The 23,233-nt window shown below is 37.6% G+C and carries 22 protein-coding genes; 16 read left to right on the top strand and 6 right to left on the bottom strand.

Annotation, left to right across the window (positions count from 1 at the left end; all coding sequences use genetic code 11):
- Positions 1-8 precede the first annotated feature (8 nt).
- The gene (locus tag WC623_RS03300; RefSeq protein WP_372848089.1) at positions 9-947 is read right to left on the bottom strand and encodes a YeiH family protein; all 939 of its coding nucleotides are present in this window, start codon (positions 945-947) and stop codon (positions 9-11) included.
- A 76-nt stretch (positions 948-1,023) separates the two neighbouring features.
- The gene (locus WC623_RS03295; RefSeq protein WP_372848088.1) at positions 1,024-1,917 is read right to left on the bottom strand and encodes a LysR family transcriptional regulator; all 894 of its coding nucleotides are present in this window, start codon (positions 1,915-1,917) and stop codon (positions 1,024-1,026) included.
- A 75-nt stretch (positions 1,918-1,992) separates the two neighbouring features.
- Between WC623_RS03295 and WC623_RS03290 the strand changes: the two genes are divergently transcribed.
- From WC623_RS03290 to WC623_RS03240, 11 genes are all read left to right on the top strand, one after another.
- Positions 1,993-2,286: a hypothetical protein gene (locus WC623_RS03290; RefSeq protein ID WP_372848087.1), complete on the top strand. Its 294-nt coding sequence runs from the start codon at positions 1,993-1,995 to the stop codon at positions 2,284-2,286.
- Positions 2,268-2,672: a PIN domain-containing protein gene (locus WC623_RS03285; protein ID WP_372848086.1), complete on the top strand. Its 405-nt coding sequence runs from the start codon at positions 2,268-2,270 to the stop codon at positions 2,670-2,672. The genes WC623_RS03290 and WC623_RS03285 overlap by 19 nt, the downstream gene beginning before the upstream one ends.
- A 135-nt stretch (positions 2,673-2,807) precedes the next feature.
- Positions 2,808-3,107 (top strand): hypothetical protein, encoded by a 300-nt coding sequence (locus WC623_RS03280; RefSeq protein ID WP_372848085.1) that lies wholly within the window; start codon positions 2,808-2,810, stop codon positions 3,105-3,107.
- 157 nt (positions 3,108-3,264) lie between these two features.
- Entirely contained in the window at positions 3,265-6,573 is a 3,309-nt protein-coding gene (secA, locus tag WC623_RS03275) for a preprotein translocase subunit SecA (RefSeq protein WP_372848084.1), read from the top strand.
- 66 nt (positions 6,574-6,639) lie between these two features.
- Positions 6,640-7,092 carry an SPOR domain-containing protein gene (locus WC623_RS03270; RefSeq protein ID WP_372848083.1) on the top strand — a complete coding sequence of 151 codons (453 nt, stop codon included), beginning with the start codon at positions 6,640-6,642 and terminating at the stop codon, positions 7,090-7,092.
- On the top strand, positions 7,085-8,269 hold the full coding sequence (locus tag WC623_RS03265; protein ID WP_372848082.1) for a M20 family metallopeptidase: 1,185 nt from the start codon (positions 7,085-7,087) through the stop codon (positions 8,267-8,269). The genes WC623_RS03270 and WC623_RS03265 overlap by 8 nt, the downstream gene beginning before the upstream one ends.
- The gene (locus WC623_RS03260) at positions 8,269-9,201 is read left to right on the top strand and encodes a hypothetical protein (protein ID WP_372848081.1); all 933 of its coding nucleotides are present in this window, start codon (positions 8,269-8,271) and stop codon (positions 9,199-9,201) included. The genes WC623_RS03265 and WC623_RS03260 overlap by 1 nt, the downstream gene beginning before the upstream one ends.
- Before the next feature lie 54 nt (positions 9,202-9,255).
- Positions 9,256-11,244, top strand: coding sequence for a DNA primase (dnaG, locus tag WC623_RS03255; RefSeq protein WP_372848080.1), 1,989 nt, complete (start codon positions 9,256-9,258; stop codon positions 11,242-11,244).
- Between the two features lie 2 nt (positions 11,245-11,246).
- Entirely contained in the window at positions 11,247-11,609 is a 363-nt protein-coding gene (locus tag WC623_RS03250; protein ID WP_372848079.1) for a YraN family protein, read from the top strand.
- A 16-nt stretch (positions 11,610-11,625) separates the two neighbouring features.
- Positions 11,626-12,681, top strand: coding sequence for a glutaminyl-peptide cyclotransferase (locus WC623_RS03245; RefSeq protein WP_372848078.1), 1,056 nt, complete (start codon positions 11,626-11,628; stop codon positions 12,679-12,681).
- Position 12,682: 1 nt separating this feature from the next.
- A complete protein-coding gene (locus tag WC623_RS03240; protein WP_372848077.1) occupies positions 12,683-13,975 on the top strand; it encodes an acetylxylan esterase in 1,293 nt (430 codons plus the stop codon).
- On the opposite strand, the gene WC623_RS03235 is transcribed toward WC623_RS03240, so the two are convergent.
- Positions 13,959-14,486 carry a DUF4251 domain-containing protein gene (locus tag WC623_RS03235; protein WP_372848076.1) on the bottom strand — a complete coding sequence of 176 codons (528 nt, stop codon included), beginning with the start codon at positions 14,484-14,486 and terminating at the stop codon, positions 13,959-13,961. The two genes, WC623_RS03240 and WC623_RS03235, sit on opposite strands and share 17 nt — an antisense overlap.
- Positions 14,487-14,669: 183 nt before the next feature.
- Positions 14,670-16,316 (bottom strand): glucose-6-phosphate isomerase, encoded by a 1,647-nt coding sequence (gene pgi, locus WC623_RS03230; protein ID WP_372848075.1) that lies wholly within the window; start codon positions 16,314-16,316, stop codon positions 14,670-14,672.
- Positions 16,317-16,378: 62 nt separating this feature from the next.
- Here pgi and WC623_RS03225 point away from each other — a divergent pair, with 62 nt between their 5' ends.
- The 3 genes from WC623_RS03225 to WC623_RS03215 all read left to right on the top strand — a co-directional run bounded on the left by WC623_RS03225 (position 16,379) and on the right by WC623_RS03215 (position 18,958).
- Positions 16,379-16,882 (top strand): hypothetical protein, encoded by a 504-nt coding sequence (locus tag WC623_RS03225; RefSeq protein ID WP_372848074.1) that lies wholly within the window; start codon positions 16,379-16,381, stop codon positions 16,880-16,882.
- 89 nt (positions 16,883-16,971) lie between these two features.
- Positions 16,972-18,046 (top strand): peptide chain release factor 2 gene (prfB, locus tag WC623_RS03220; RefSeq protein WP_372848073.1). Its coding sequence is split into 2 segments (ribosomal slippage): positions 16,972-17,031 and positions 17,033-18,046, totalling 1,074 coding nucleotides; the frame shifts between segments, so codons are not numbered across the junction.
- A complete protein-coding gene (locus WC623_RS03215; protein ID WP_372848072.1) occupies positions 18,047-18,958 on the top strand; it encodes an alpha/beta hydrolase in 912 nt (303 codons plus the stop codon).
- Positions 18,959-18,965: 7 nt separating this feature from the next.
- On the opposite strand, the gene WC623_RS03210 is transcribed toward WC623_RS03215, so the two are convergent.
- Entirely contained in the window at positions 18,966-19,835 is an 870-nt protein-coding gene (locus WC623_RS03210; protein ID WP_372848071.1) for a transglutaminase-like domain-containing protein, read from the bottom strand.
- 17 nt (positions 19,836-19,852) lie between these two features.
- Here WC623_RS03210 and WC623_RS03205 point away from each other — a divergent pair, with 17 nt between their 5' ends.
- Positions 19,853-20,653 carry an O-methyltransferase gene (locus WC623_RS03205; protein WP_372848070.1) on the top strand — a complete coding sequence of 267 codons (801 nt, stop codon included), beginning with the start codon at positions 19,853-19,855 and terminating at the stop codon, positions 20,651-20,653.
- Positions 20,654-20,662: 9 nt separating this feature from the next.
- Here the strand turns inward: WC623_RS03205 and WC623_RS03200 are convergent, their stop codons facing one another.
- On the bottom strand, positions 20,663-21,793 hold the full coding sequence (locus WC623_RS03200) for a BamA/TamA family outer membrane protein (RefSeq protein ID WP_372848069.1): 1,131 nt from the start codon (positions 21,791-21,793) through the stop codon (positions 20,663-20,665).
- Positions 21,794-22,098: 305 nt separating this feature from the next.
- On the opposite strand from WC623_RS03200, the gene WC623_RS03195 reads away from it, so the two are divergent.
- Complete coding sequence (locus WC623_RS03195) at positions 22,099-23,076, top strand: deoxyhypusine synthase family protein (protein WP_372848068.1); 978 nt, start codon at positions 22,099-22,101, stop codon at positions 23,074-23,076.
- Positions 23,077-23,233 lie beyond the last annotated feature (157 nt).

Genomic DNA, 23,233 nt, shown 5'->3' with positions numbered 1-23,233 from the left:
ATGAAGTCTTATGCCAAAGTTATAACTGCAAAAAGACCGGCAGCTGAAATAATAACCCATAAAACAGTTCCTTGTAAAAAAGGATTTAGGCCAATATTTTTTAATGTTTTAATTGGTAAGCCTGAACCAATGAGGAATAAGGTTAGGCTTAATAATGCTTTTGCTAGAGGTGTTGTATAATGTCCTGATTTTGCAAAGAAAGGAATATATGTGTTTGCAACAATAGCCAATATAAATAACCCGATAAAATACGGAATCTGAATTTTAGTTTTATCTGTTTTAAACAAATAGGTAGCAGCAAGAGATACAGGGATGATCCACAATGCTCTTGCTAGTTTAACGGTTGTCGCGATTTGTAAGGCCTGTTCCCCGTATTTGCTGGCTGCACCAACAACAGAACTGGTGTCATGTATAGAAATTGCACACCATAGACCAAACTGTGATTGCGATAAACGGAAGTAATGACCGATGGTTGGGAATATTACTAGGGCTAGCGCATTGAGTATAAACACTGTTCCTAATGCTATTGAAATTTGTTTCTCATTTGCTCTGATTACTGGTGATAATGCTGCGATAGCACTTCCTCCACATATTGCTGTTCCAGCAGAGATTAGCGAAGATGTCTTTAAATCAATTTTTAAGGATCTGCCGATGAAATAGCCTATGGTAAGTACAATAAATATAGACGCAATCGTAAATAATATTCCCTCCTGACCAGATTTGATTACGCTTGATGCGTTCATGCCAAAACCAAGGGCAATAATAGAAATCTTTAATAATTGCTGGGTTGCCTTTTGACTGGCTGTTGAATAGGGATGGGGTATGAGTTGTGCAAATAGTATTCCTAGTGTTAAGGAAATTACAGGCGTTATAAAAGGGCATAAGGACAGGAGCGCAGTGACAATAAAGGCTGTTTTTTGAATGAGGTTTTTTTTTGAGGACTCCATAAATCTTGCTTATTTCGAAAGCAAAATTACCTCGGTTATGTGGTGGATTATTATTCCTAATGCCTATGGCTTATTACTATAAGTTATAATGAAGCATAGCAAACCTCATCATTTTATTAACAATCGGGTTTTGGTTGCCCTGGAGATGAATAAGATAGAAATTTCTTGTTATACTGAGCCCCTTGATTTCTATGATACGTAATTCTCCATTCAAGAGCTCCTGGCTGATTGAATGTATCGACAGAAAGGCTATTGCCGATGAATGCATCAGGTAAGATTTTATACTTTCGGTATTACCCAGCTGAATCTCAATAGGTAAATCAGCTGTTCGTAGTCCTATTGTTTTTAGTGAATGGTCCACCACTTGTCTTGTGCCCGATCCTTGTTCGCGTATAATAAATTGGTAGGAAGGAAGTGCTGATGGATCAATTTCAGAAGTTTTTGCTAATGGATGATTTTTATGGCAAACCAGGACAATCTCGTCTTTTATGAAATCTGTATAACTAATTTCCTGGTTTTTTGAACGACCTTCTACAATGCCTAGTTCAATTTCTTTGTCAATTAAAGCACTCTCTATTTGTTCTGTATTACCTGTAAGTAATTTTAACTCTATCTCATTAAACTTTCTCTTAAAACCCGCAAGTATTGGGGCAATGATGTATTGTGAGATGGTGGTGCTTGCTCCAAGATTAAGTAGTCCTTTGTGTTTCTGTAAGAGGCTGTTCATGTCGAAATCCATCGACCTATACATGTTAAGGATGATTTCCGTATGATTTAATAATGTTTCTCCAGCCAGAGTAAGTTCAATTTTATTTCCCTTACGTTCAAATAGTTTGTTGTTGTATTGTTGTTCCAGTTCGCGCACATGCTTAGTAATAGCAGGTTGGCTGATATACAGTTCTTCTGCAGCTTTTGAAAAACTGAGCCTTTTGGCAACGGTATGAAAAACTGTTAAACGGAAGTCGGACATGGTTTTTGTGTAAAAAAGCTAATTGGTTGGCAATATCGGTAATAGTATTGTCGATAATATCCATATGTGGATATTATGAAAGATTTCGTTAAATTTGCAATGAACAACGTAGGCTTAACTATGAAAGAAGTAACCATAAAATATAAAAGTAATAAAACCCTGGAGGCTTTAAAAGATCTTGGGAAATATTTAGGGTTTTCTGTTTCTGAAGCTACCTCTCCGAAAAGTAAAGAAGATTTTTATATAAATGGCGTTAAAGTAATACCTGGTGACGAATCTATCGACGTTTCAGAGCTTCATGAGATTTTTACAGGTAAAGGATTAAATGCACATCAATTAAGATCTTCCGGATGGCAAAGGAAAGAGTGATTTGTGATACAGATGTATTAATTGATTACTTTGATATAAGCCAAAAACGCCATCAGGAAACGAAATACCTGCTAGAACAAAATATTGGATTTTCAAATGTTTTAATATCGTCTATTACAAAAATGGAACTGATATTAGGGGCGACAAATAAAGCTGATCTTAATGCAATTAGTAAAAAAATTAACAGATTCAGCGTTCTGTTAATCAATGAAGCTATAAATCTAAGGGCAATTGATCTCGTACAAACTTATAGATTGAGTCATGGTCTTGCACTGGCTGATGCGATCATTGCTGCTACGGCAATTCAAACAGAATTGGAGTTATTTACCTATAATACGAAGGATTTTAAGTTTATATCGAAGCTTTTATTATTTCGTAAAAAATGACGATGAGCTATTCTTTATAATAATGACTAATGAGTTATAATAACATTTTAACTATCCTTAATTTCATTATGTAAAAGATTAAAATTAGATTTGGCTCCTGAAACATTGCATGATAACTAAAAAAACAACTCTTTTATGAGGCATATTGTTACCTTATCGTTAGTCTTTTTTAGCTTGACCCACCTTGCAAAGGCGGAGCGGGCTGAGAGCATGCGTTTGGTAACTAAGTTTTGCAATAGTCAGCTTTTAAATAAAGATGCGTCAACAATCAGGTTAAAACAGGTTGATGACGAACACCATCCTTTCTTTTTATCTTACAGCGCACTTACCTCAATAGGTATATTACCTGAGAAACGGATAGAGCAACATAGAATTAATAACTATGTAATAGTAGACCTTACGATAAAGGAACAGACTAAAAACAATAGCCCATAATTCCCTCCTTCATTAAATTAATACATACGCTAAATTCTGAAGTATAGGATATTTTGTACTTTTAGCACCTCGCAACTGACATTGTGGCTTATTATGCTGCATGGCTTGGTTGTTGTAAATTGATCACTTTTAAGAAAAAACAAACACAAAACATAATATGTTAGGATTTTTAACCAAGGTATTTGGAAGCAAATCAGAAAGAGATATAAAGGCATTACAGCCTATAGTTATCAAAATAAATGAAGAATATGCGAAGTTATCGTCATTAAGTAACGACGAGCTGCGTAATAAAACAATATACTTTAAGGATGTTATTGCTAAAGCATTAGCTGATATTGATGGTAAAATTGCAGCGTTAAAAACAGATGCAGAAGGTAGTGAGTTGTCGCTCGTTGAAAAAACAGCGATTTATGATCAGATCGATGCATTGATTAAAGATCGTGATAAAGAACTTGAAGTCGTATTACAACAGATCTTGCCAGAAGCTTTTGCTGTAGTTAAGGAGACATCAAGACGTTTCTCTGAAAATGAAACGCTGGAAGTTACGGCTAGCCAGTTCGATCGCGATTATGCTGCTCGCAAAAAGAATGTAGTTATACAAGGTGATAAGGCACTTTGGGCTAACAAATGGGAAGCCGCAGGTGTAGAAGTACACTGGAATATGGTACATTATGATGTACAGTTGATCGGTGGTATGGTATTACACGGTGGTAAGATCGCTGAGATGGCAACTGGTGAGGGTAAAACTTTAGTAAGTACATTGCCAGCTTACCTGAATGCTTTGTCTGGACAAGGGGTACACATTGTAACGGTGAACGATTACCTTGCTCGTCGTGACTCTGAGTGGAATGGCCCTCTATTTGAGTTCCATGGTCTTTCGGTTGATTGTATCGATAAGCATGAGCCTAACTCGCAAGAGCGTAGAGATGCTTATCTGGCTGACATTACTTATGGTACTAACAATGAGTTTGGTTTTGATTATCTGCGTGACAACATGTCGCAGACTCCAGACCAACTAGTGCAACGTAAATTGCACTTTGCAATGGTGGATGAGGTCGATTCAGTTTTAATTGATGATGCACGTACACCTTTAATCATTTCAGGGCCTGTACCTTTTGGAGATCAGCATGAGTTTCATGAATTAAAACCAAGGATTGAACGTTTGGTAGCTGCACAAAGAGAATTTGTAACGAAGTCTTTAAATGAAGCTAAGAAATTAATTAATGACGGTAAAGCCGGGACTGAAGAGGGTGAAGGTGGTTTAGCATTGTTGCGTGCACACCGTGGTTTACCTAAAAATAAAGCATTGATCAAGTTTTTAAGTGAAGGTAATGTTAAACAAACCTTATTGAAAACTGAAAACCATTATATGGCAGATCAGTCGAAGAATATGCCTAAAGTAGATGCTGAACTGTTTTTCTATATTGACGAGAAAAACAATCAGGTGGAGCTTACTGAAAAAGGTATTGAGCTGATCACCAAATCTGGTGAAGATCCTCATTTCTTTGTATTACCTGATGTAGGTACTGAGATTGCTGATATTGAAAAATCATCATTAAGCAGCGAAGAAAAAATTGCTCAGAAAGATGCTTTAATGCGTGATTATTCGATCAAGGCTGAGCGTATTCACTCTGTGAATCAGTTGTTGAAAGCTTATACCTTATTTGAGATTGATGTAGAATACATCGTTGATGAAGGAAAGATCAAGATTGTTGATGAGCAGACGGGTCGTATTATGGATGGCCGTCGTTATTCAGATGGTTTACACCAGGCAATTGAGGCCAAAGAGAATGTTAAAGTTGAGGATGCCTCGCAGACATATGCAACGGTAACTTTGCAGAACTTCTTTAGAATGTACCATAAGCTATGTGGTATGACTGGTACTGCTACAACTGAAGCAGGTGAATTCTGGTCAATCTATAAACTGGATGTAGTGGAAATACCTACGAACAGAGTTATTTCAAGAAAAGATCATCAGGATTACGTTTACCGTACGGTACGTGAAAAATATAATGCTGTAGCAGAAGAAATTGTAAAACTAACTGAGGCAGGTCGCCCGGTATTGGTAGGTACAACTTCTGTTGAGATTTCGGAATTGCTGAGCAGAATGCTTAAACTTCGTGGAATCAAACACAACGTATTAAATGCGAAGATGCACCAGAAAGAGGCAGATATTGTTGCCGAAGCTGGTCAGGCTGGACAAGTTACCATCGCTACCAACATGGCTGGTCGTGGTACCGATATTAAATTAGGCCCAGGGGTTAAAGACGCTGGAGGTTTAGCGATCGTGGGTACAGAGCGCCATGAGTCTCGTCGTGTTGACAGACAGTTACGTGGTCGTGCCGGTCGTCAGGGTGACCCAGGTTCATCTCAGTTCTTCGTGTCTCTTGAAGATAACTTAATGAGGTTATTTGGTTCTGAAAGAATCTCAAACATCATGGTTAAAATGGGTATTGAAGATGGTGAGGTAATTCAGCACTCGATGATTACCAAGTCTATTGAGCGTGCACAGAAGAAAGTTGAAGAGAATAACTTTGGTATTCGTAAGCGTTTGCTGGAATATGATGATGTAATGAACTCACAGCGTTCTGTAATTTATGCTAAACGTAGAAATGCCTTGTTTGGTGATCGTCTGGATGTAGACATGAGCAATATGGCTTTTGATGTTGCAGAAGACATCGTGAGTGAATATAAAGAAGAAGGTAATTACGAAGGCTTTAAGCTGGAAGTAATTAAAAATTTCTCTGCTGATACTTCAATTGATGAGAATGAATTTTTATCAAAAGGTGTTCATCATTTAACAGATAAATTGTTTGAAGAAGTTTCGGCTTTTTATACAAGAAAATCTGATGCCATCATTGCTCAGGCAATGCCGGTATTGAACCAGGTGTTTGAAGAACGTGGTGAGCAGATTGAACAGATTGTTGTTCCGTTTACTGATGGATTGCGTAGCATACAGGTTCCTGTTGGTCTTAAAAAAGCAATAGATAATGGTGGGCGTGAAATCACGAAGTCATTTGAAAAAACAATCGTACTTGCATTGATCGATGAGTCCTGGAAAGAGCATTTACGTGAAATGGATGAATTGAAACAATCGGTGCAGAATGCGGTTTATGAGCAGAAAGATCCATTGATTATCTATAAAATGGAAGCATTCAATTTGTTCAAAAATATGCTTAATGCAGTGAACAAAGAGGTCGTAAGCTTCTTATATAAAGGTGGTATTCCAATACAAACAGATCCTAATGATGTACGTGAGGCACAGGCCCCAAGACCAGCATCAAGCAGATTAACTATGTCTAAACCAGAGTTCGGACAACCAACAGGCGGTGCTGATGGGATGGAAGATACCCGTGAACTTGCCCCTCAACAGCCAATTCGTAAAGAAGTAACTGTAGGTAGGAATGAGCCATGCCCTTGTGGAAGTGGAAAAAAATTCAAAAACTGTCACGGAGCAGGATTGTAATTTGTAATAAACATATAGAATGCCGAGTTTTGTAAAAAATTCGGCATTCTTTTTTTAATCCCCTTGATGAAGAAAATATTAACTGTTTTATTGTGTTGTTTGTCCACTGTTGCTGTTGCCCAGAATAAAGGGACTGTATCTGTGGTAAAAGATCCTTTAATCGACAGTTTAATTGCCAAACGTATTGAATTGAATCTGAAACCGACTACAGCTCCTGTAGCAGTAAGTACGGGTAAGCCTGGGAGAACAATTGTATCTCAAATGGGCTACAGGGTACAGATTTTTTATGGGTCTGACAGACGTGAGGTTTTTAACGAACAAAGTAGATTCAATAACATCTATCCTGAATTAAATACTTATATCACCTATAAGCAACCCAATTACTATTTACGGGTTGGTGATTTTAGAACGCGGCTGGAAGCACAGCGTTTTATGAATGAATTAAGAGGAACCTTCCCTACCTTGTTTATTTTCAGGGAAAAGATTAATGCACCTAACTTAAACTATAACAATGATTAAAGACAAGATTCAGGCACTTTCAGGTAATATATTTGAACAGGTTGTAGGCTTTCGCCAGCACTTACATGCTAATCCGGAACTATCTTTTAAGGAGTTTCAAACCTCGGCTTTTATTAAAGGTATTTTGACAGAATGGGGAATTCCATTTACTGAAATGGCCAATACCGGTGTTGTCGGTTTAATTAAGGGAGATTTACCTTCGGATAAAATAATCGCTCTTCGTGCGGATATGGATGCATTACCAATTCTGGAGGCAAACGATAAGCCTTATGCTTCTAAAAACCCAGGAGTAATGCATGCCTGTGGTCATGATGTACATAGTTCTTCATTGTTGGGTACAGCCTATATATTAAACACTTTGAAGGCGGAGTTTGGTGGTACAGTGAAACTAATATTTCAGCCAGGTGAGGAGATTTTGCCAGGTGGGGCAAGCATAATGATTAAAGAGGGAGTGTTAGAGAATCCAAAACCTCAGCACATCTTAGGACAACATGTAATGCCACTAATTGATGCAGGTAAGGTTGGCTTCCGTTCTGGTATTTATATGGCTTCAACAGATGAAATTTATGTAACAGTACGTGGTAAAGGTGGACATGGGGCTCAACCACATCAAAATATAGATCCTGTGCTAATTACTTCGCATATCATTGTGGCTTTGCAACAAATTGTGAGTAGAAATGCCGATCCTCGTCTCCCATCTGTTCTTTCATTTGGAAAGGTGATTGCTAATGGCGCAACTAATATTATTCCTAATGAGGTGAAGCTGGAAGGGACTTTCAGAACACTAAATGAAGAATGGCGTAAAGAAGCTAAACGACTGATGAAGAAGATGGCAGAAGGTATTGCCGAGAGTATGGGCGGAAGCTGTGAATTTAACATCATGGATGGTTATCCATATTTGATTAATGAGGAGAAAGTGACGGCTAATGCTCGTGCTGTTGCTGAAGAATATCTTGGCAAAGAGCATGTGATTGATTTAGATATCTGGATGGCTGCGGAAGATTTTGCTTATTATTCTCAAATTACTGATGCTTGTTTTTATAGGCTAGGTACAGGAAGTAAGGAGAAAGATACCTGCTATTCAGTACATACACCTAATTTCGATATTGATGAGGATGCGTTAAAAGTCTCGACCGGTTTAATGGCTTATATGGCGGTTAAACAGTTGGGTAATTAATGAGGGGAATAACTTTTCTTATAGCTTTTTTACTAGTTTGTTTTGATGGTTTTAGTCAGGTCGTTCCTCGTTTTAATCCTGATACGATACAAACTATTCAATTGGATTCTGCAGTAAACATTACTGCAGAACGTTTAAGTGCTGAAACTTTTATTCGTGCGGTAACTACCGATACCAGTTTTTATCAGTCGTTCCGAAACATGAAAAAGTATGCATTTACGGCTGAAAATAGCATTTTCACTTATGATAAAAAGAATAAGGTGAAAGGGAAGCTGTATCGTAAAATCAGAAGAAATTCGAAAGCTCCATGGATAACTTATCTTTCTAAACAAGATACAGGTCATGTTTTTAAGAAAAACGGAAAATACGAACTGTATACAGTTGAAATGTTCGACTATATCTTTATGAATGCTTATCAGTCGGCCTATACATCAGGTTCTGGAATAGGGAAGGCGGAGAATGCAAATGCCGGTTATAAGGAGAAATTGAAGACCTTAATATTTTCTCCCGGACGTCCGGTTAAAGGACTACCTTTTATTGGAGATAAGACGGCAATTTTTACGGCGAATATGCGACAGTATTACGATTATAACTTCTATAGTGCGACTTACCTGGACTCAATTCCTGTTTATCGATTTAAGGTTACGATAAAACCAGATTTAAATAAGGGAACTAAAGACGGATTGATGATTAAAGAACTGACCACAATTTTTGATAAACGTAGTTTTGAAATTTTGGGCAGATATGTAGATATGAAGTACAGTAATATGCTGTTTGATTTTAATGTACAGATGAATATTGAAATGCAGTATTTTGGCGAAGAGAAACTGCCTGCAAAAGTTAGTTACCAGGGGAATTGGAATGTGCCATTAAAGAAGCCAGAGCGTGCCAGCGTATTGGTACTGCAAAAGGATTACCGCTTAGAGAAGTAGCTTCCTGCAATGGATTTTTCTTAACTTTACAAGATTAAAGAATAGGCTAAGAATATGATAAATCAGGATACCATTACCAAAATTATGGACACTGCTCGTATTGAGGAGGTTGTTGGTGATTTTGTTGCGCTAAAAAAGCGGGGTTCCAGTTTAATCGGTAACTGCCCATTTCACAATGAAAAAACACCTTCTTTTAATGTTTCAGTAACCAAAGGAATATACAAATGCTTTGGTTGTGGTAAAGGGGGGGATTCGGTCCATTTTATTATGGATCACGAGAAGTACTCTTATCCTGAAGCACTAAAATACCTGGCAAATAAGTATAATATTGAAGTAGAGGAGACGGTGCAGTCTCCACAAAATATTGAAGCCCAAAATGCACGGGAGAGTTTATACATTGTTTCTGAATATGCTGCAAGCTATTTTGCTAATGAATTATGGACGGGAAATGATGGCCGCGCAATTGGGTTAAGTTATTTCAAGGAGAGAGGTTTCAGAGAAGATATTCTAAAGAAGTTTCAGATCGGTTATTCGCCTGATAATTGGGATTCTTTAATCCAAAATGCAATTGGGGCAGGTCATAAGGAAGAATACCTGGAAAAAACAGGTCTCGCCATTCGGAATGATAAAGGGAAGCTTTACGACAGGTTTAGAGGTCGGGTTTTGTTCCCTATCCATAACTTTACAGGTAGGGTAATAGGATTTGGCGGACGTACCTTAAAAACGGATAAAAATGTTCCTAAATATGTTAACTCCCCGGAAAGTGATATTTATCATAAGTCGAACGTGCTTTATGGCTTGTATCATGCTAAAAAGGCGATTCGGGAATTCGATAACTGTTATTTAGTTGAAGGTTATGCGGATGTACTTGCTGTTCATCAGGCGGATATTGAAAATGTGGTGGCCTCATCTGGTACTTCATTAACTACAGAACAGATCAGACTGATTGGTAGGTTTACACAGAATGTAACTATTCTTTATGATGGTGATGCTGCAGGAATAAAAGCCTCCTTGCGTGGATTAGATATGATCCTGGAAGAAGGGCTTAATGTTAAAGTCGTTCTTTTCCCAGATGGACATGATCCTGATTCCTATATGCACCATGTAGGCTCCGGAGCATTTAAAAAGTATATTGAAAATAATAGGGAAGACTTTATCCTGTATAAGGCTACAATGTTGCTTAAAGAAGCAGGTACAGATCCTATTAAAAGAGCTGGTGTAATCAGGGATATCATTGAAAGTATCGCTAAAATTCCGGATGAGATTAAGGCTGCTGTTTTTGTAAGGGAATGTAGTACTTTGTTACAGGTTGAAGAAAGAACATTGCTTTCAGAACTCAACAAAATCAAGGTTGCTAAGTTTAAAAAAGCTTCAGCAAATTCTCCAAGCCCACAGACGAAATCTTTTCAGCAGCATCAGAATAATTATCAACCTTACGAGGATGGCCCACCTGAGAATCTTTTTGAGAATCCTGGAGGCCCGTATGAACCATCGGAACCTGCAGAACCAGCAAATAATGATCAGATACAGGAGCGTGAAATCGTTAGGTTATTGCTCGCATTTGGACACGAATTGGTGAATTGGGATAAAATCGATAATATGTATATTGGATCGTTCATTATACAGAATCTTACGGATGTTGTATTCAAAGATAAGCTCTGTAACAGTATCATTCAGAGTTACAGAGAAGAGATAGATAACGGACACTTACCTGTAGCAAGTCAGTTTATAAAAAGTAGGGACAGGGATATTGCCGATCTTGCGATTACACTTTCCACTTCGCCTTATAGTTTAAGCGAGAACTGGGAAAAAAAGCATGATATCTATGTGAAAGATGAAAGTGAGAATCTTAAAGCTACTATTTTGGGTGGTTTGTTTCACTTGAAAAAAACGAAGATAGCAGGGATATTAACAGATATCTCCAATGAGATAAAAACAGAACAAGATCCTGTAAATATGGAAATTCTGTTACAGAGGTTTATGGCGATGAAAGGAGTTGAGCGAGAGATTTCCAAACATTTAGGCATCACTATTTTGAAATAGAAATGGCAGCACACAATGATCTTGGTAAACGGGGAGAAGAGATAGCGACCGCTTATCTGGAAAACCAGGGTTACAGGATTCTAGATGCCAATTGGAGATGTGCAAGAGCTGAAATTGATCTGATTGCTAATCAGGAGGGGACGATTGTTTTTGTGGAAGTTAAGACCCGTAGCTCCATTGAATATGGGCAACCTGAAGAATTTGTGAATTATAAAAAAGAGCGTCAGCTTGAGTTTGCTTCTTCAGTTTATATTGACATGAAAAATCATCAGGGAGAGATTCGTTTTGATATTATTGCAATTGTTTTTGAAAATGAACACCTTTATAAAATTAATCATATTGAAGATGCATTTTGGCCAAGTTAAAAATACGTTTAAAGCAATGACTCTAATTTGCTTGTTGTTTAGTTTATTGTTTACTATTTCCTGCAATGAGAAATCATCTGCACCGAATATATCATTTAAAATGCCTGAGCAAGGGCAGGCTTTTGGTGTGGGTGAAGAGGTGAAAATTGCGCTGGATGTGCCTGAGGGAACTAGTATCACTGAGGCTACTTATCTAATTGACGGTAAGGAAGTAGGCAAAAAGAACAATGCTGATGAGATCTCAGTAAATACTGCAGGTCTTTCATTGGGCTATAAGTTGATTACAGCTGTTGTTGATAATGGTTCGGTAAAAGATACACTTACGATCAATATTGAGCTTAAATCCTCTGTTAAGCCAGATTTGTACAGTTATCAGATTGTCAATACATACCCACATGACACCTCTGCTTATACACAAGGGTTGGAGTTCCATAATGGCCGCTTTTTAGAAAGCACAGGACAAAAACTACATTCTTCTTTACGTTGGGTAGATGTGACTACAGGTAAAGTATTGCAGCAGGTTAAACTGGATGACCAGTATTTTGGTGAAGGTTCTAGTTTAGTTGGCGATAAAGTAGTGATGTTGACCTGGGAGAGTCGGTTAGGGCTGGTATTTGACGCCAAATCATTTAAACAATTATCTACTTTCCCATATGGGGTAAGTATGCAAGGTTGGGGTCTTTGTTTTGATGGTAATCAGCTGATTAAATCTGATGGGACTAATAAAATCTGGTTTCTGAATAAAGACACTTATAAAGAAGAAAGTTCGATAGTTGTTTATGATCATAATGGCCCTGTCGATTCATTGAATGAGCTGGAATATATTGATGGGAAGATATACGCCAATGTATATACCTATAACTATATTGTGGTTATTGATCCTAAGACTGGGATTGTAGAAAAGCAAATAGACTTTTCAGGCTTACTTCCTGCTGATTATTTTAAAGATGAGGACGAGAAAGCAAATAATGTGTTGAATGGTATTGCATGGGATAAGGTGGGCAAACGTCTATTTGTTACAGGTAAAAAGTGGCCTCATATGTTTGAGGTGAAGCTGCAGCCTAAGAAATAAAATGATGATAAAATATTTGTCTTTTTTACTCTTATTTATAGCCGGTAACTTCGTTGTTCAGGCGCAGGCAATCAATTATGATGAAAAGGAGGTTCCGAAATATACACTCCCGGAAATATTAAGATTCAACAATGGTAGCCCAGTTAATACCATAAAAGAATGGGAAACAAGAAGGCGTCCTGAGATTCTATCAATGTTTGAAGAGTATGTCTACGGTAAAGCTATTCAGCATAAAAACAAAGTTAAATATGAGGTCCTATCTATAGATAAACAAGCTTTAAATGGGGCAGCTACACGTAAAGAGGTTACTATATTTTTATCTGAGGACCGCACGAAAAAATTGAATCTGTTGTTGTATTTGCCCAATAAGAGCAGTCGACCAGTACCGGTGTTTTTAGGCTTAAATTTCGCAGGTAATCAGAGTATTAATTTAGATCCTGGAATTTCGATTACAAAAAACTGGACTCGCTATGCCAAAAGAAAGGGATATGATGATAATGGGTTTGCAAATGAACAAAGTCGTGGATGGAATTCAGAAAGGTGGCCCGTTGAGGATATTATTGCAAGGGGGTATGGACTCGCAACAGCCTATTATGGAGATCTGCAACTAGATCGTAAAGACATCGATTCTTTGCCGGAAAGCTTCCATAAATGGTTTTATGAAAAAGATCGGGAGCAGCTTAAAAACAATCCAGGCGGGGCGATTAGCATTTGGGCCTGGGGACTAAGTCGTGCCTTGGATTATCTGATTAAGGATAAGGATGTTGATGGAAGTAAAGTAGCTGTAATAGGTCATTCCAGATTAGGTAAAGCTGCGCTATGGGCAGGAGCATTGGATGAACGTTTTGCAATGGTTATCTCCAATAATTCAGGAGAAGCAGGGGCTTCAATAACCCGACGTAAATTTGGAGAAACTATAGAGGTGGTCAATAGAGCTTTTCCGCATTGGGTATCCTATAATTTTAAGAATTATAACTACAAAGAAGATCAGTTGCCTGTTGACTTCCATGAATTAATGGCACTCATAGCGCCAAGACCTTTGTATGTAGCTAGTGCTGCCAAGGATTTATGGGCAGACCCAAAGGGAGAATATTTGTCGCTTTATTATTCAGGACCAATTTATAAGATGTACGGTAAACAGGTATTTACAAGCCTAGAACCACCTATGGTAGATCAGCCTATACAAACAGGACAGTTTGGATATCATAACCGATCAGGAGTACATAATATTACGTCTTATGACTGGGGAAGATATCTCGATTTTGCTGATAAATTTTTTATTTCTTTTCCTTAGGCTCACTCATGTAGCCGTTGAAAGATATGGGTTGTCTGTTGTTACTGTTCACATTTAGGGTAGCATAACCATTCTCTGAAACATTTAATACCATAGACTCAGCTGCTTTTGTGTCTTTAAACTTCATCACAATTTGCCATGAACCTTTTTTCTTTTTGTCAGCTTTATAAGTGAAGTCCTTAGACTTGAATTTGATACCTGAGTCGTCGGGATTCATTGTTGCAGTATAAGCTCTACCGTAGTAAGGTAAATAAGCTTCAATACTATCTTTATTCACAACTAATTGGTACTGACTTCCAGAAAGCTGAATATTTCCAGCTCCCATGCTTCCCGGCATTCTACTCAGTACTTTATTCACATCATGATTTGCCATAGGCATTGCTGAACTAGCATTAAATACATAGTTCTGGTTTTCAATGATTTTAATGGTAGTTTCCTTGTCTGTTTGGGCATTCACCTGCATCGTTATGAACAATGCAGCAAAAGCGAAAATATTTCTTATTGTTTTCATCTGTATATTTTTTTAGTTTGTTTAATAACAATTAATGTTTAACATTTTTATTAAGATGCCTGCATATGTTATTTTCCATAAAATATGCAGGTTCTTTTGTCATTTATTTATTAGAACAAAATCCTTTGTAAAGGTTTAATTTACTGATATTGAAATATATAAAAGAAATATTTGCTTTTTGAATTACCTCCAGCTTTTATATTGATTGATCAAACCGTTGGTAGAGCCGTCATGAGATGTTACTTCAGCATCGCCATCAAGTTCGGGTAATATGCTTTTAGCAAGTTGTTTACCAAGTTCTACTCCCCATTGATCAAAACTGAAGATATTCCAGATGATACCTTGAACAAATATTTTATGTTCGTAGATAGCAATTAGATTTCCAAGGCTATAAGGGCTAACTTTTTTCAAAAGGATGGAGTTTGTAGGTCTGTTTCCTTCAAATACTTTAAAAGGAGCCAGCTTTTCTATCTCAGCATCAGACATGCCGTCTTTCTTTAATTCAGCAACAACCTGCTCTTTTGTTTTTCCATTCATCAATGCTTCAGTTTGTGCAAAGAAGTTTGACAATAAGATAGGGTGGTGGTTACCAATTGGATTTAAACTTTGTGCTGGTGCTATAAAGTCGCAAGGGATAATACGCGTACCCTGGTGAATAAGCTGGTAAAATGCATGTTGTCCATTAGTGCCGGGTTCGCCCCAGATAATTGGACCCGTCTCATAAGTCACATCATTACCATTGCGGTCTACATGTTTACCATTACTTTCCATATCTCCTTGTTGGAAATATGCTGCAAAACGGTGCATGTACTGATCGTAAGGAAGGATTGCTTGTGTTTCAGCATCGAAGAAATTGATATACCAAATACCCAATAAAGCCAATATAACAGGTACGTTAACTTCAAACTCAGCATTTTCAAAATGTTGGTCAGCAGCATGTGCACCAGCAAGCAATTGTTTGAAATTATCATAGCCAATGCTTAACGCGATTGGCAATCCAATTGCACTCCACAATGAATATCTACCACCTACCCAGTCCCAGAACTCGAACATGTTGTCAGTATCAATTCCAAAAGCTGCAACATCTTTTGCATTGGTTGATAAGGCCGCAAAGTGCTTAGCAATATCTTCTTTAGAACCACCGTTTTCAATAAACCAGTCGCGTGCTGTATTTGCATTTGTCATGGTTTCTTGCGTCGTAAACGTTTTTGAAGCAATCAGGAATAAAGTCGTTTCTGGATCAACTGATTTTAATGTTTCAGCAATATGTGTTCCATCAATATTGGAAACAAAATGCATGTTAAGGTGATTTTTGTAAGCTTTTAATGCTTCTGTAACCATTACTGGCCCCAGATCAGAACCTCCAATGCCGATATTTACGACATCTGTAATAGCTTTGCCGGTATAACCTTTCCAGTTACCTGAAATAATTTGGTTACTGAACTTCTCCATTTTGTCAAGTACACTGTTCACTTCAGGAACAACGTTTTTTCCATCTACCAGGATTTCTTCGTTACTCAAGTTGCGTAATGCGATGTGGAGTACTTGTCTACCCTCAGTCTGGTTGATCTTTTCACCACTAAACATTGCCTTAATTGCCTCATCAAGTTTGCACTCTCTTGCTAACTGAATAAGCAATGCAATTGTAGTGTCATCTATTCTGTTTTTTGAATAGTCTACCAGAATATCTTCAAATAAAAGGGAGAATTTTTCAAATCGGCCCTCATCTTCCGTAAAAAGATCTTTTATACTTTTCTTGTTGATGTCGATGAAATGATCTGCAAGGTATTTATATGCAGCGGTTTCCGTAAAATTTATAGTAGGAAGCATAATTAAAAAATGTTATATTTATTTAACGATACAAGATAGTAAAACGTTTAAAAAAGAGACCTATGTTAGAAAATTTAAGTCAGTTGGTAAAAGAAAATGTTCAGGATGCTATTGTAAACAATGGTGATATTCCGAACGAAAAAAATGAAGCTGCTATTTCTGCGGCTTCCGGGTCGATTGTTGATGCCCTTAAGCAACAATTGTCTTCCGGGAATGTGGGTAATTTATTAGATGCTTTTAAGGGCGGAAATGCGGAAGGAAGTGTAGTAGCACAGGAGGCCGCATCGGGTTTTACAGATAAATTAGCAGCGATGGGTATTAATATGGATGCGGCAAAAAATATTGCAGCCTCAGTTATTCCTTCTATTGTAGGGAAGCTTGTGAACAAAACAAATGATCCAAATGATAGTTCTTTTAATATTCAGGATCTTATAGCTAAAGTTTCAGGGCCCGATGGGAAGTTTGATCTTTCTGATGTGACCAGGATGTTTACAGAAAAAACAGATGTAAATGGAGATGGCAAGGATGATGGAATAATGGATAAGTTAAAAGGCCTTTTTAATTAAAGGAGTGCAAAATTTTCAGGAAACAGGCTATATCAAAAAATGAATTAAAAGGATATAGCCTGTTTTGTTTTATATCCTATATTTGTGAAATGACTAAAGAACATATTCAGGATTTAAGGGACAGAGTAGCGTCGCTGAGGAGGTATCTTTGACGTCGAAAACCGACTAGAGGATATTCGTATTGAGCAGGAACTTACCCTGCAGCCTAATTTTTGGGATGATCCAAAAAAGGCCGAAAAACATATCGCAGAGATTAATTCCAAGAAAGTTTGGACAGATGCCTGGCAAAAGGCGAATGCCTTGCTTGAAGATACATTAGTGCTTTTTGATTTTTTACAAAGTGGAGATGCTTCTGAAGAAGAAATGCAGGAGCAATATGATCTTTGTTTAAAAGCAATCGAAGATCTCGAGCTTAAAAACATGCTGAAAAGTAAGGAAGATCAGCTTCCTGCAGTAATGCAGATCACGGCAGGTGCTGGTGGTACGGAAAGCTGTGACTGGGCTTATATGTTGATGCGGATGTATCTGATGTGGGGAGAAAAGAATGGATATAAAGTAACTGAGCAGGATTATCTGGAAGGGGAGATTGCCGGTGTGAAGACTGTTACTTTACAGTTTTCCGGTGAATTTGCTTATGGATACCTAAAAGGTGAAAATGGAGTACACCGTTTAGTTAGGATTTCTCCATTTGATTCAAATGCCCGCAGGCATACTTCTTTTGCTTCAGTATATGTTTATCCCCTTGTAGATGACACCATAGAAATTGAAGTTAAAGATTCTGAAATTGAGTTTGAGACTTTCCGTTCTGGTGGTGCAGGCGGACAGAATGTGAATAAGGTAGAAACTGCTGTACGTTTACATCATAAACCATCTGGTATTATCATTAAAAACCAGGAATCAAGATCTCAACTTCAGAATAAGGAAAATGCCATTCGCTTGCTAAAATCTCAGTTATATGAGATAGAAATGCGCAAGCGTATGGAAGCAAGTGCATTGATAGAAGGTAGTAAGAAGAAGATAGAGTGGGGATCACAGATAAGAAGTTATGTATTGGATGACCGGAGGGTTAAAGATCATAGGACAAACTTCCAATCATCTAATCCGCAGTCTGTATTAGACGGTGAACTAAATGATTTTTTAAAGGCCTATTTAATGGAGTTTTAAATGAAATATATAAGCGCATTATTCATGACAGTATTGTTATCTGCAAATGGTTTAATGGGGCAGCAGGTATTGCCGCTTTATTCGGGTGCTATTCCCGGGGCGAAATCAACTCCTGCGGATTATCAGGAGGTAACCACTATGCGTGGAGAAAGAGGCCCTGGTATTACAAAAGTGTCTGTACCTACATTAACTTTATTTAAGCCTGTGAAGGGCCAGGCGAATGGAACGGCAGTGATCATTTGTCCGGGTGGTGGTTATTCAGGGCTGGCAATGGGCCATGAGGGATATCAGGTAGCAGAAAGATTTGCTGCTATTGGAGTAACGGCCTTTGTATTGAAATACAGATTGCCAAGTGATGCGATTATGACAGATAGATCTATAGGTCCACTCCAGGATGTAGAACAAGCTATCTATAATATAAGAAAGAATGCGGCTAAATGGAATATCGATCCTGTTAAAATTGGAGTGATGGGATTTTCGGCAGGTGGGCACCTGGCATCAAGCTTAACTGTTCATTATAAAGATGTCAAGATTGAGAATAAAGAGGGGGTCAGTTTACGCCCTGATTTTTCAATTCTGATTTATCCTGTGATTTCATTTACTGAATCAGCACATACTGGCTCTGCAAAGAATTTAGCAGGTACTGACGAGAAGATGCTACAGTATTTTTCAAATGATAAGTATGTGAATGCAGAAACTCCTCCAACTTTCATGGTACATGCCAACGACGATAAGTCTGTTCCTGTAGAAAATAGCATTATGTTTAATCTGGCGTTGGTAAAAGCCAAAGCGAAAGCAGAGTTGCATATCTATCAGGCAGGAGGCCATGGTTTTGGTATGAAAAACCCGACCACTACTGAAGACTGGTTTCTAAATCTTGAAGGCTGGTTAAAAGGCAATAAGTTTTTATAAAAGGCTTTTACAGGTTGTCACCGTTTAGGATTTCCTGTAATTGCTTTAATTCGACCACTTTTTCTGTTGAACCTAGATTTTCATAAGCAGAAATTAGGTTTCTGATGATTCTTCTGATGATTTCTACATTGCTGCATGGAGCGTAGAAACCGGGCAATGGATCCAGGTTTAATTGACGCAGAAACTGATCTACATCGTGCTTTCCAAAGATTGCCCCCTTATTGAAAGCATTGATATAAAACAGCACCCCAAATTCATGCTCTTCCTTTCTGCTTTCGTCAATATAACCAAGTATAAAATGTTGAGGTAGATTTACTCCATATACTGGGATATCTAATTTTTGGGCAAGGGTAGAGTAAATAATTGCGAGGGAAATCTGATTTCCTTTTTTGCTTTCAATTACCTGACTGATATATGAATTTTGAGGGTCGTGATGGTTCTTCGTATTTCCGCTAAAGCCATACACATTATAGAATACATGATTGATGAGCTTTATTTTTTCTATTGAACTCATCTCATATTGAAGATCTAGCCAGATTTCTCTTTTAATCTCTTCTATTTGAATAATCAACTTCTGTTCATCAAGATCTGGGTATTGGTAACGATTAATAACTAAGGCTCCTTTTAATAAATCAAAAGCTCCACTATGATACCATAAATTAAGGTCTTCTTTTACACTGTTAAATTGAATTTTGTGCACAATGTTTTCTATGCGTTCCTGCAATAAAGAATCAAGCGAATGCTCCCACTCGTTTTCGAGGAAATCTACAACCTGTGTTCCATATTCAAGTAAGCGTTTCTCCACATGCTCATAAACTTCCAGATCTGGATCATCGAGGAGTTTTACTAATGCATTTATTTCTTTATTATTTTCCATTAAACATGCAACTTTGAATGCCTATTTTTGTGGCTATGATTTTTAATTTTATCGTCGACTTTTTGAAGCACCGTTTGACTGCTAAAAGCAGACACGGGACGCATTCCCCATTTGTATATAAACTTACCGATGAGGTAATTTACGATTTTAAGTCCAAAATAGATTACAAAAGTATCGAGGAACAGCGAAAAAAACTTTTAAATGACGATTCAATTGTTACTGTTACAGACCTTGGAGCAGGTTCTCACCTTAATAAGAACAGGACTAAGCAGGTAAAGGAGATTGCTAAGAATGCATTAAAAACTCCCCGCCTTGCACAGTTGATTTACCGCCTGGCTAAAGATGTTAATCCGGATAATATTATTGAACTTGGAACTTGTTTAGGTATAACTACGTCTTATTTAAGTAAGGCTTGTCCCGATGCACAGGTCTTAACTATTGAGGGCTGTCCGGAAACAGCTAAAGTAGCTGATGGGAATTTTAAGGAATTAGAGCTGAAGAACATTGAGCTTCAGGTTGGCAATTTTGATACGCTATTGCCAAAAGTCATAGCGGGAAAAGATCAGCTGGACTTTGTTTACATTGATGGAAATCATAGAAAAGAGGCTACTTTGAATTACTTTAAATGGTGCTTGCCGAAGGTGCATGAAGGATCATTACTCATATTTGATGATATATACTGGAGCAAGGGAATGAAAGAAGCCTGGGAAGAGATTAAGCGCCATCCTGATGTTATGGTTACTGTTGATTTGTTCTGGATAGGGTTGGTTTACTTTAGAAAAGGACAAGTTAAAGAACATTTTAAGATCAAGTTTTAACACTGTTTTTTAAAATGCCTCTGCCAGACTGATGTAAAATCCTGTCTGGCGTTTTTCATTTGCCCGTTTTTCACCAATCCCATAATCTAAACGGACGCTGAGCCCTTTTTCAGGATCAAAGAAATACCTTCCTCCAGCACCATAAGAAGGTTTAAAATTTTTAATAGCGAATCCTCCGTTTTCGAATACTTGTCCACCACCACCGAATACAGCTGCACCAAAACGATTATTATACCGGTACCTTAGTTCGGCTTGTGCAGCCAGGAGATTCCTGTCCCGATAACGGCCAGTATAGTAGCCTCTCATCATTTCATCATTACCCATTTGTGGCAATAGATAGAATGGAGGAGTCTTACCTTGTATAGAATGGAAAAGTCCGTTTACACCTAGTACTAATTTTGGAGAGAGTGACCAAAAGTTTCGGACATTGGCTTTGATTAATGCGCCTGTGAAGTTTTCTCCTCCCCAAAAGTCAGGTGCATATTGTAGGGATAATTTTGCCATTAAGCCTTTAGTGGTGTAATTATTCGAATTTCTTGTGTCGTAGGTCTGGGAAATGCCTGCGTAAAAAACTGAGCCACCTGTTTTATGCAGGATAGATTGGTCGTTTGTGAATATTCCACCTATTTCCTGATCATTAAAATGGTAATTTTCAAAGCCTATAGAAAGACCGGTGTACATATTTGGCGATACTTTCTTTTCTGCTTCGATTACGACTTTAACTGAGCTTTGTACCAATCTGTCTTTATTGGCGTCCTGTGTTTCATTTCCTATACCATAAAAATCAAATGGCATTCTTTTAAAGCGGACTTCGGAAATGTAGTGATATTTATTCTGTTTACTCCATATATCACTTTTTAAGGAAACGTTATATTGTCCTTTCGTAGAGACAGAAACAAGACCCGAAAAATTGGAGCTTCTGTTACTGAGGTCTTTTCTGTCCAGGTAGGTTGAATAAAGGAGGCCTGCGCCAAATTCAAAGCCTATTTCCTGAGAATACCTTAGTATTGGAACAGGCATAAAGCTAGCTCTACGCGATGAATCTGTTTTATTAGATAAATATCTTTCAATAAGTTTCTTTTGCCCTAATGCGTTTGTTGCAATTAAAACGAATATAGTGCAAATCGAAATGTTCTTCATCGGCCTGAGGTAATGTAAAGTTTTAGTAATGCGATCAGTTCAGCAACTTTGAGGCCATATCTTAAATGTTTTGAAAAATTGACTAAAAAAAGCCTCGACTGTTTGTTTACCAAAGTCGATATAAATGGGTTGAAAACAGGGGTTTTGCTGTAGTTTTATGTAAGTAAATATAGTATTTGCAAAAGATTATTACTGAGTTAGTGTAACAGTATGGATTGTATAGCCAATTGATCGGTGTAAAAGGGCCGAAATTGAGTAAAATATGCTATGTTTGCACCATTAAAAAAATAGATAAATAGATCAAGATGAGTACAAGAGGACCTATATCTCAGTTTATGGAGCGTAATTACCTCCATTTTAATGCTGCGGCCATGATGGATGCTGCTAAAGGGTATGAAACACATTTAGATGAAGGAGGTAAAATGATGATTACGCTCGCCGGTGCAATGAGTACCGCTGAGCTGGGGATTTCATTGGCGGAAATGATTCGTCAGGATAAAGTATCCATCATTTCATGTACAGGAGCTAACCTGGAAGAAGATATCATGAACCTTGTTGCGCACTCACATTATAAACGTGTTCCTAATTACCGCGACTTAAGTCCGCAGGATGAATGGGACTTGTTAGAAAACCACTATAACAGGGTAACTGATACATGTATCCCTGAAGAAGAGGCTTTCAGAAGATTACAAAAGCACATTAATAAAATCTGGAAAGATGCAGAAGAAGCTGGTGAGCGTTATTTCCCTCATGAGTTCATGTATAAGATGCTATTAAGTGGTGATCTTGAACAATACTATGAGATTGATCCTAAAAATTCATGGATGCTTGCTGCAGCGGAGAAAAATCTTCCGATTGTAGTTCCTGGATGGGAAGATTCGACTATGGGTAATATTTTCGCTTCTTATGTAATGAAAGGGGAAGTAACTGCAACTACTGTAAAGGGTGGTATTGAGTATATGGGATATTTATCAGATTGGTATATTAAAAACAGTTCTGGTAAAGGTGTAGGTTTTTTCCAGATAGGTGGTGGTATTGCCGGAGATTTTCCGATTTGTGTAGTACCTATGCTTTATCAGGATATGGAAATGCCTAACATTCCTTTCTGGAGTTATTTCTGCCAGATATCTGACTCTACTACTTCTTATGGGTCATATTCAGGAGCAGTACCAAATGAGAAAATCACATGGGGTAAACTAGATATTAATACTCCAAAGTTTATAGTGGAGTCTGATGCGACGATAGTGGCACCTCTGATATTTGCATGGATATTAAAAATGTAATTTGAATTTGCAAATCCTGTAATGGGATATTGCATGCAAAGGGTCACCAGTTTTAGAAAAAATTGGTGATTTTCTTTGTTTAAAGCAATAAAACGACATTATTTAGATTGGTTATAAATTGTATTTACTGTCATTTATTTGTCATTGGTACGTTAAT

The sequence above is a fragment of the Pedobacter sp. genome, from assembly GCF_041645105.1.
Classification (GTDB): domain Bacteria; phylum Bacteroidota; class Bacteroidia; order Sphingobacteriales; family Sphingobacteriaceae; genus Pedobacter.
This window is presented reverse-complemented; position numbering and strand designations above follow the sequence as displayed.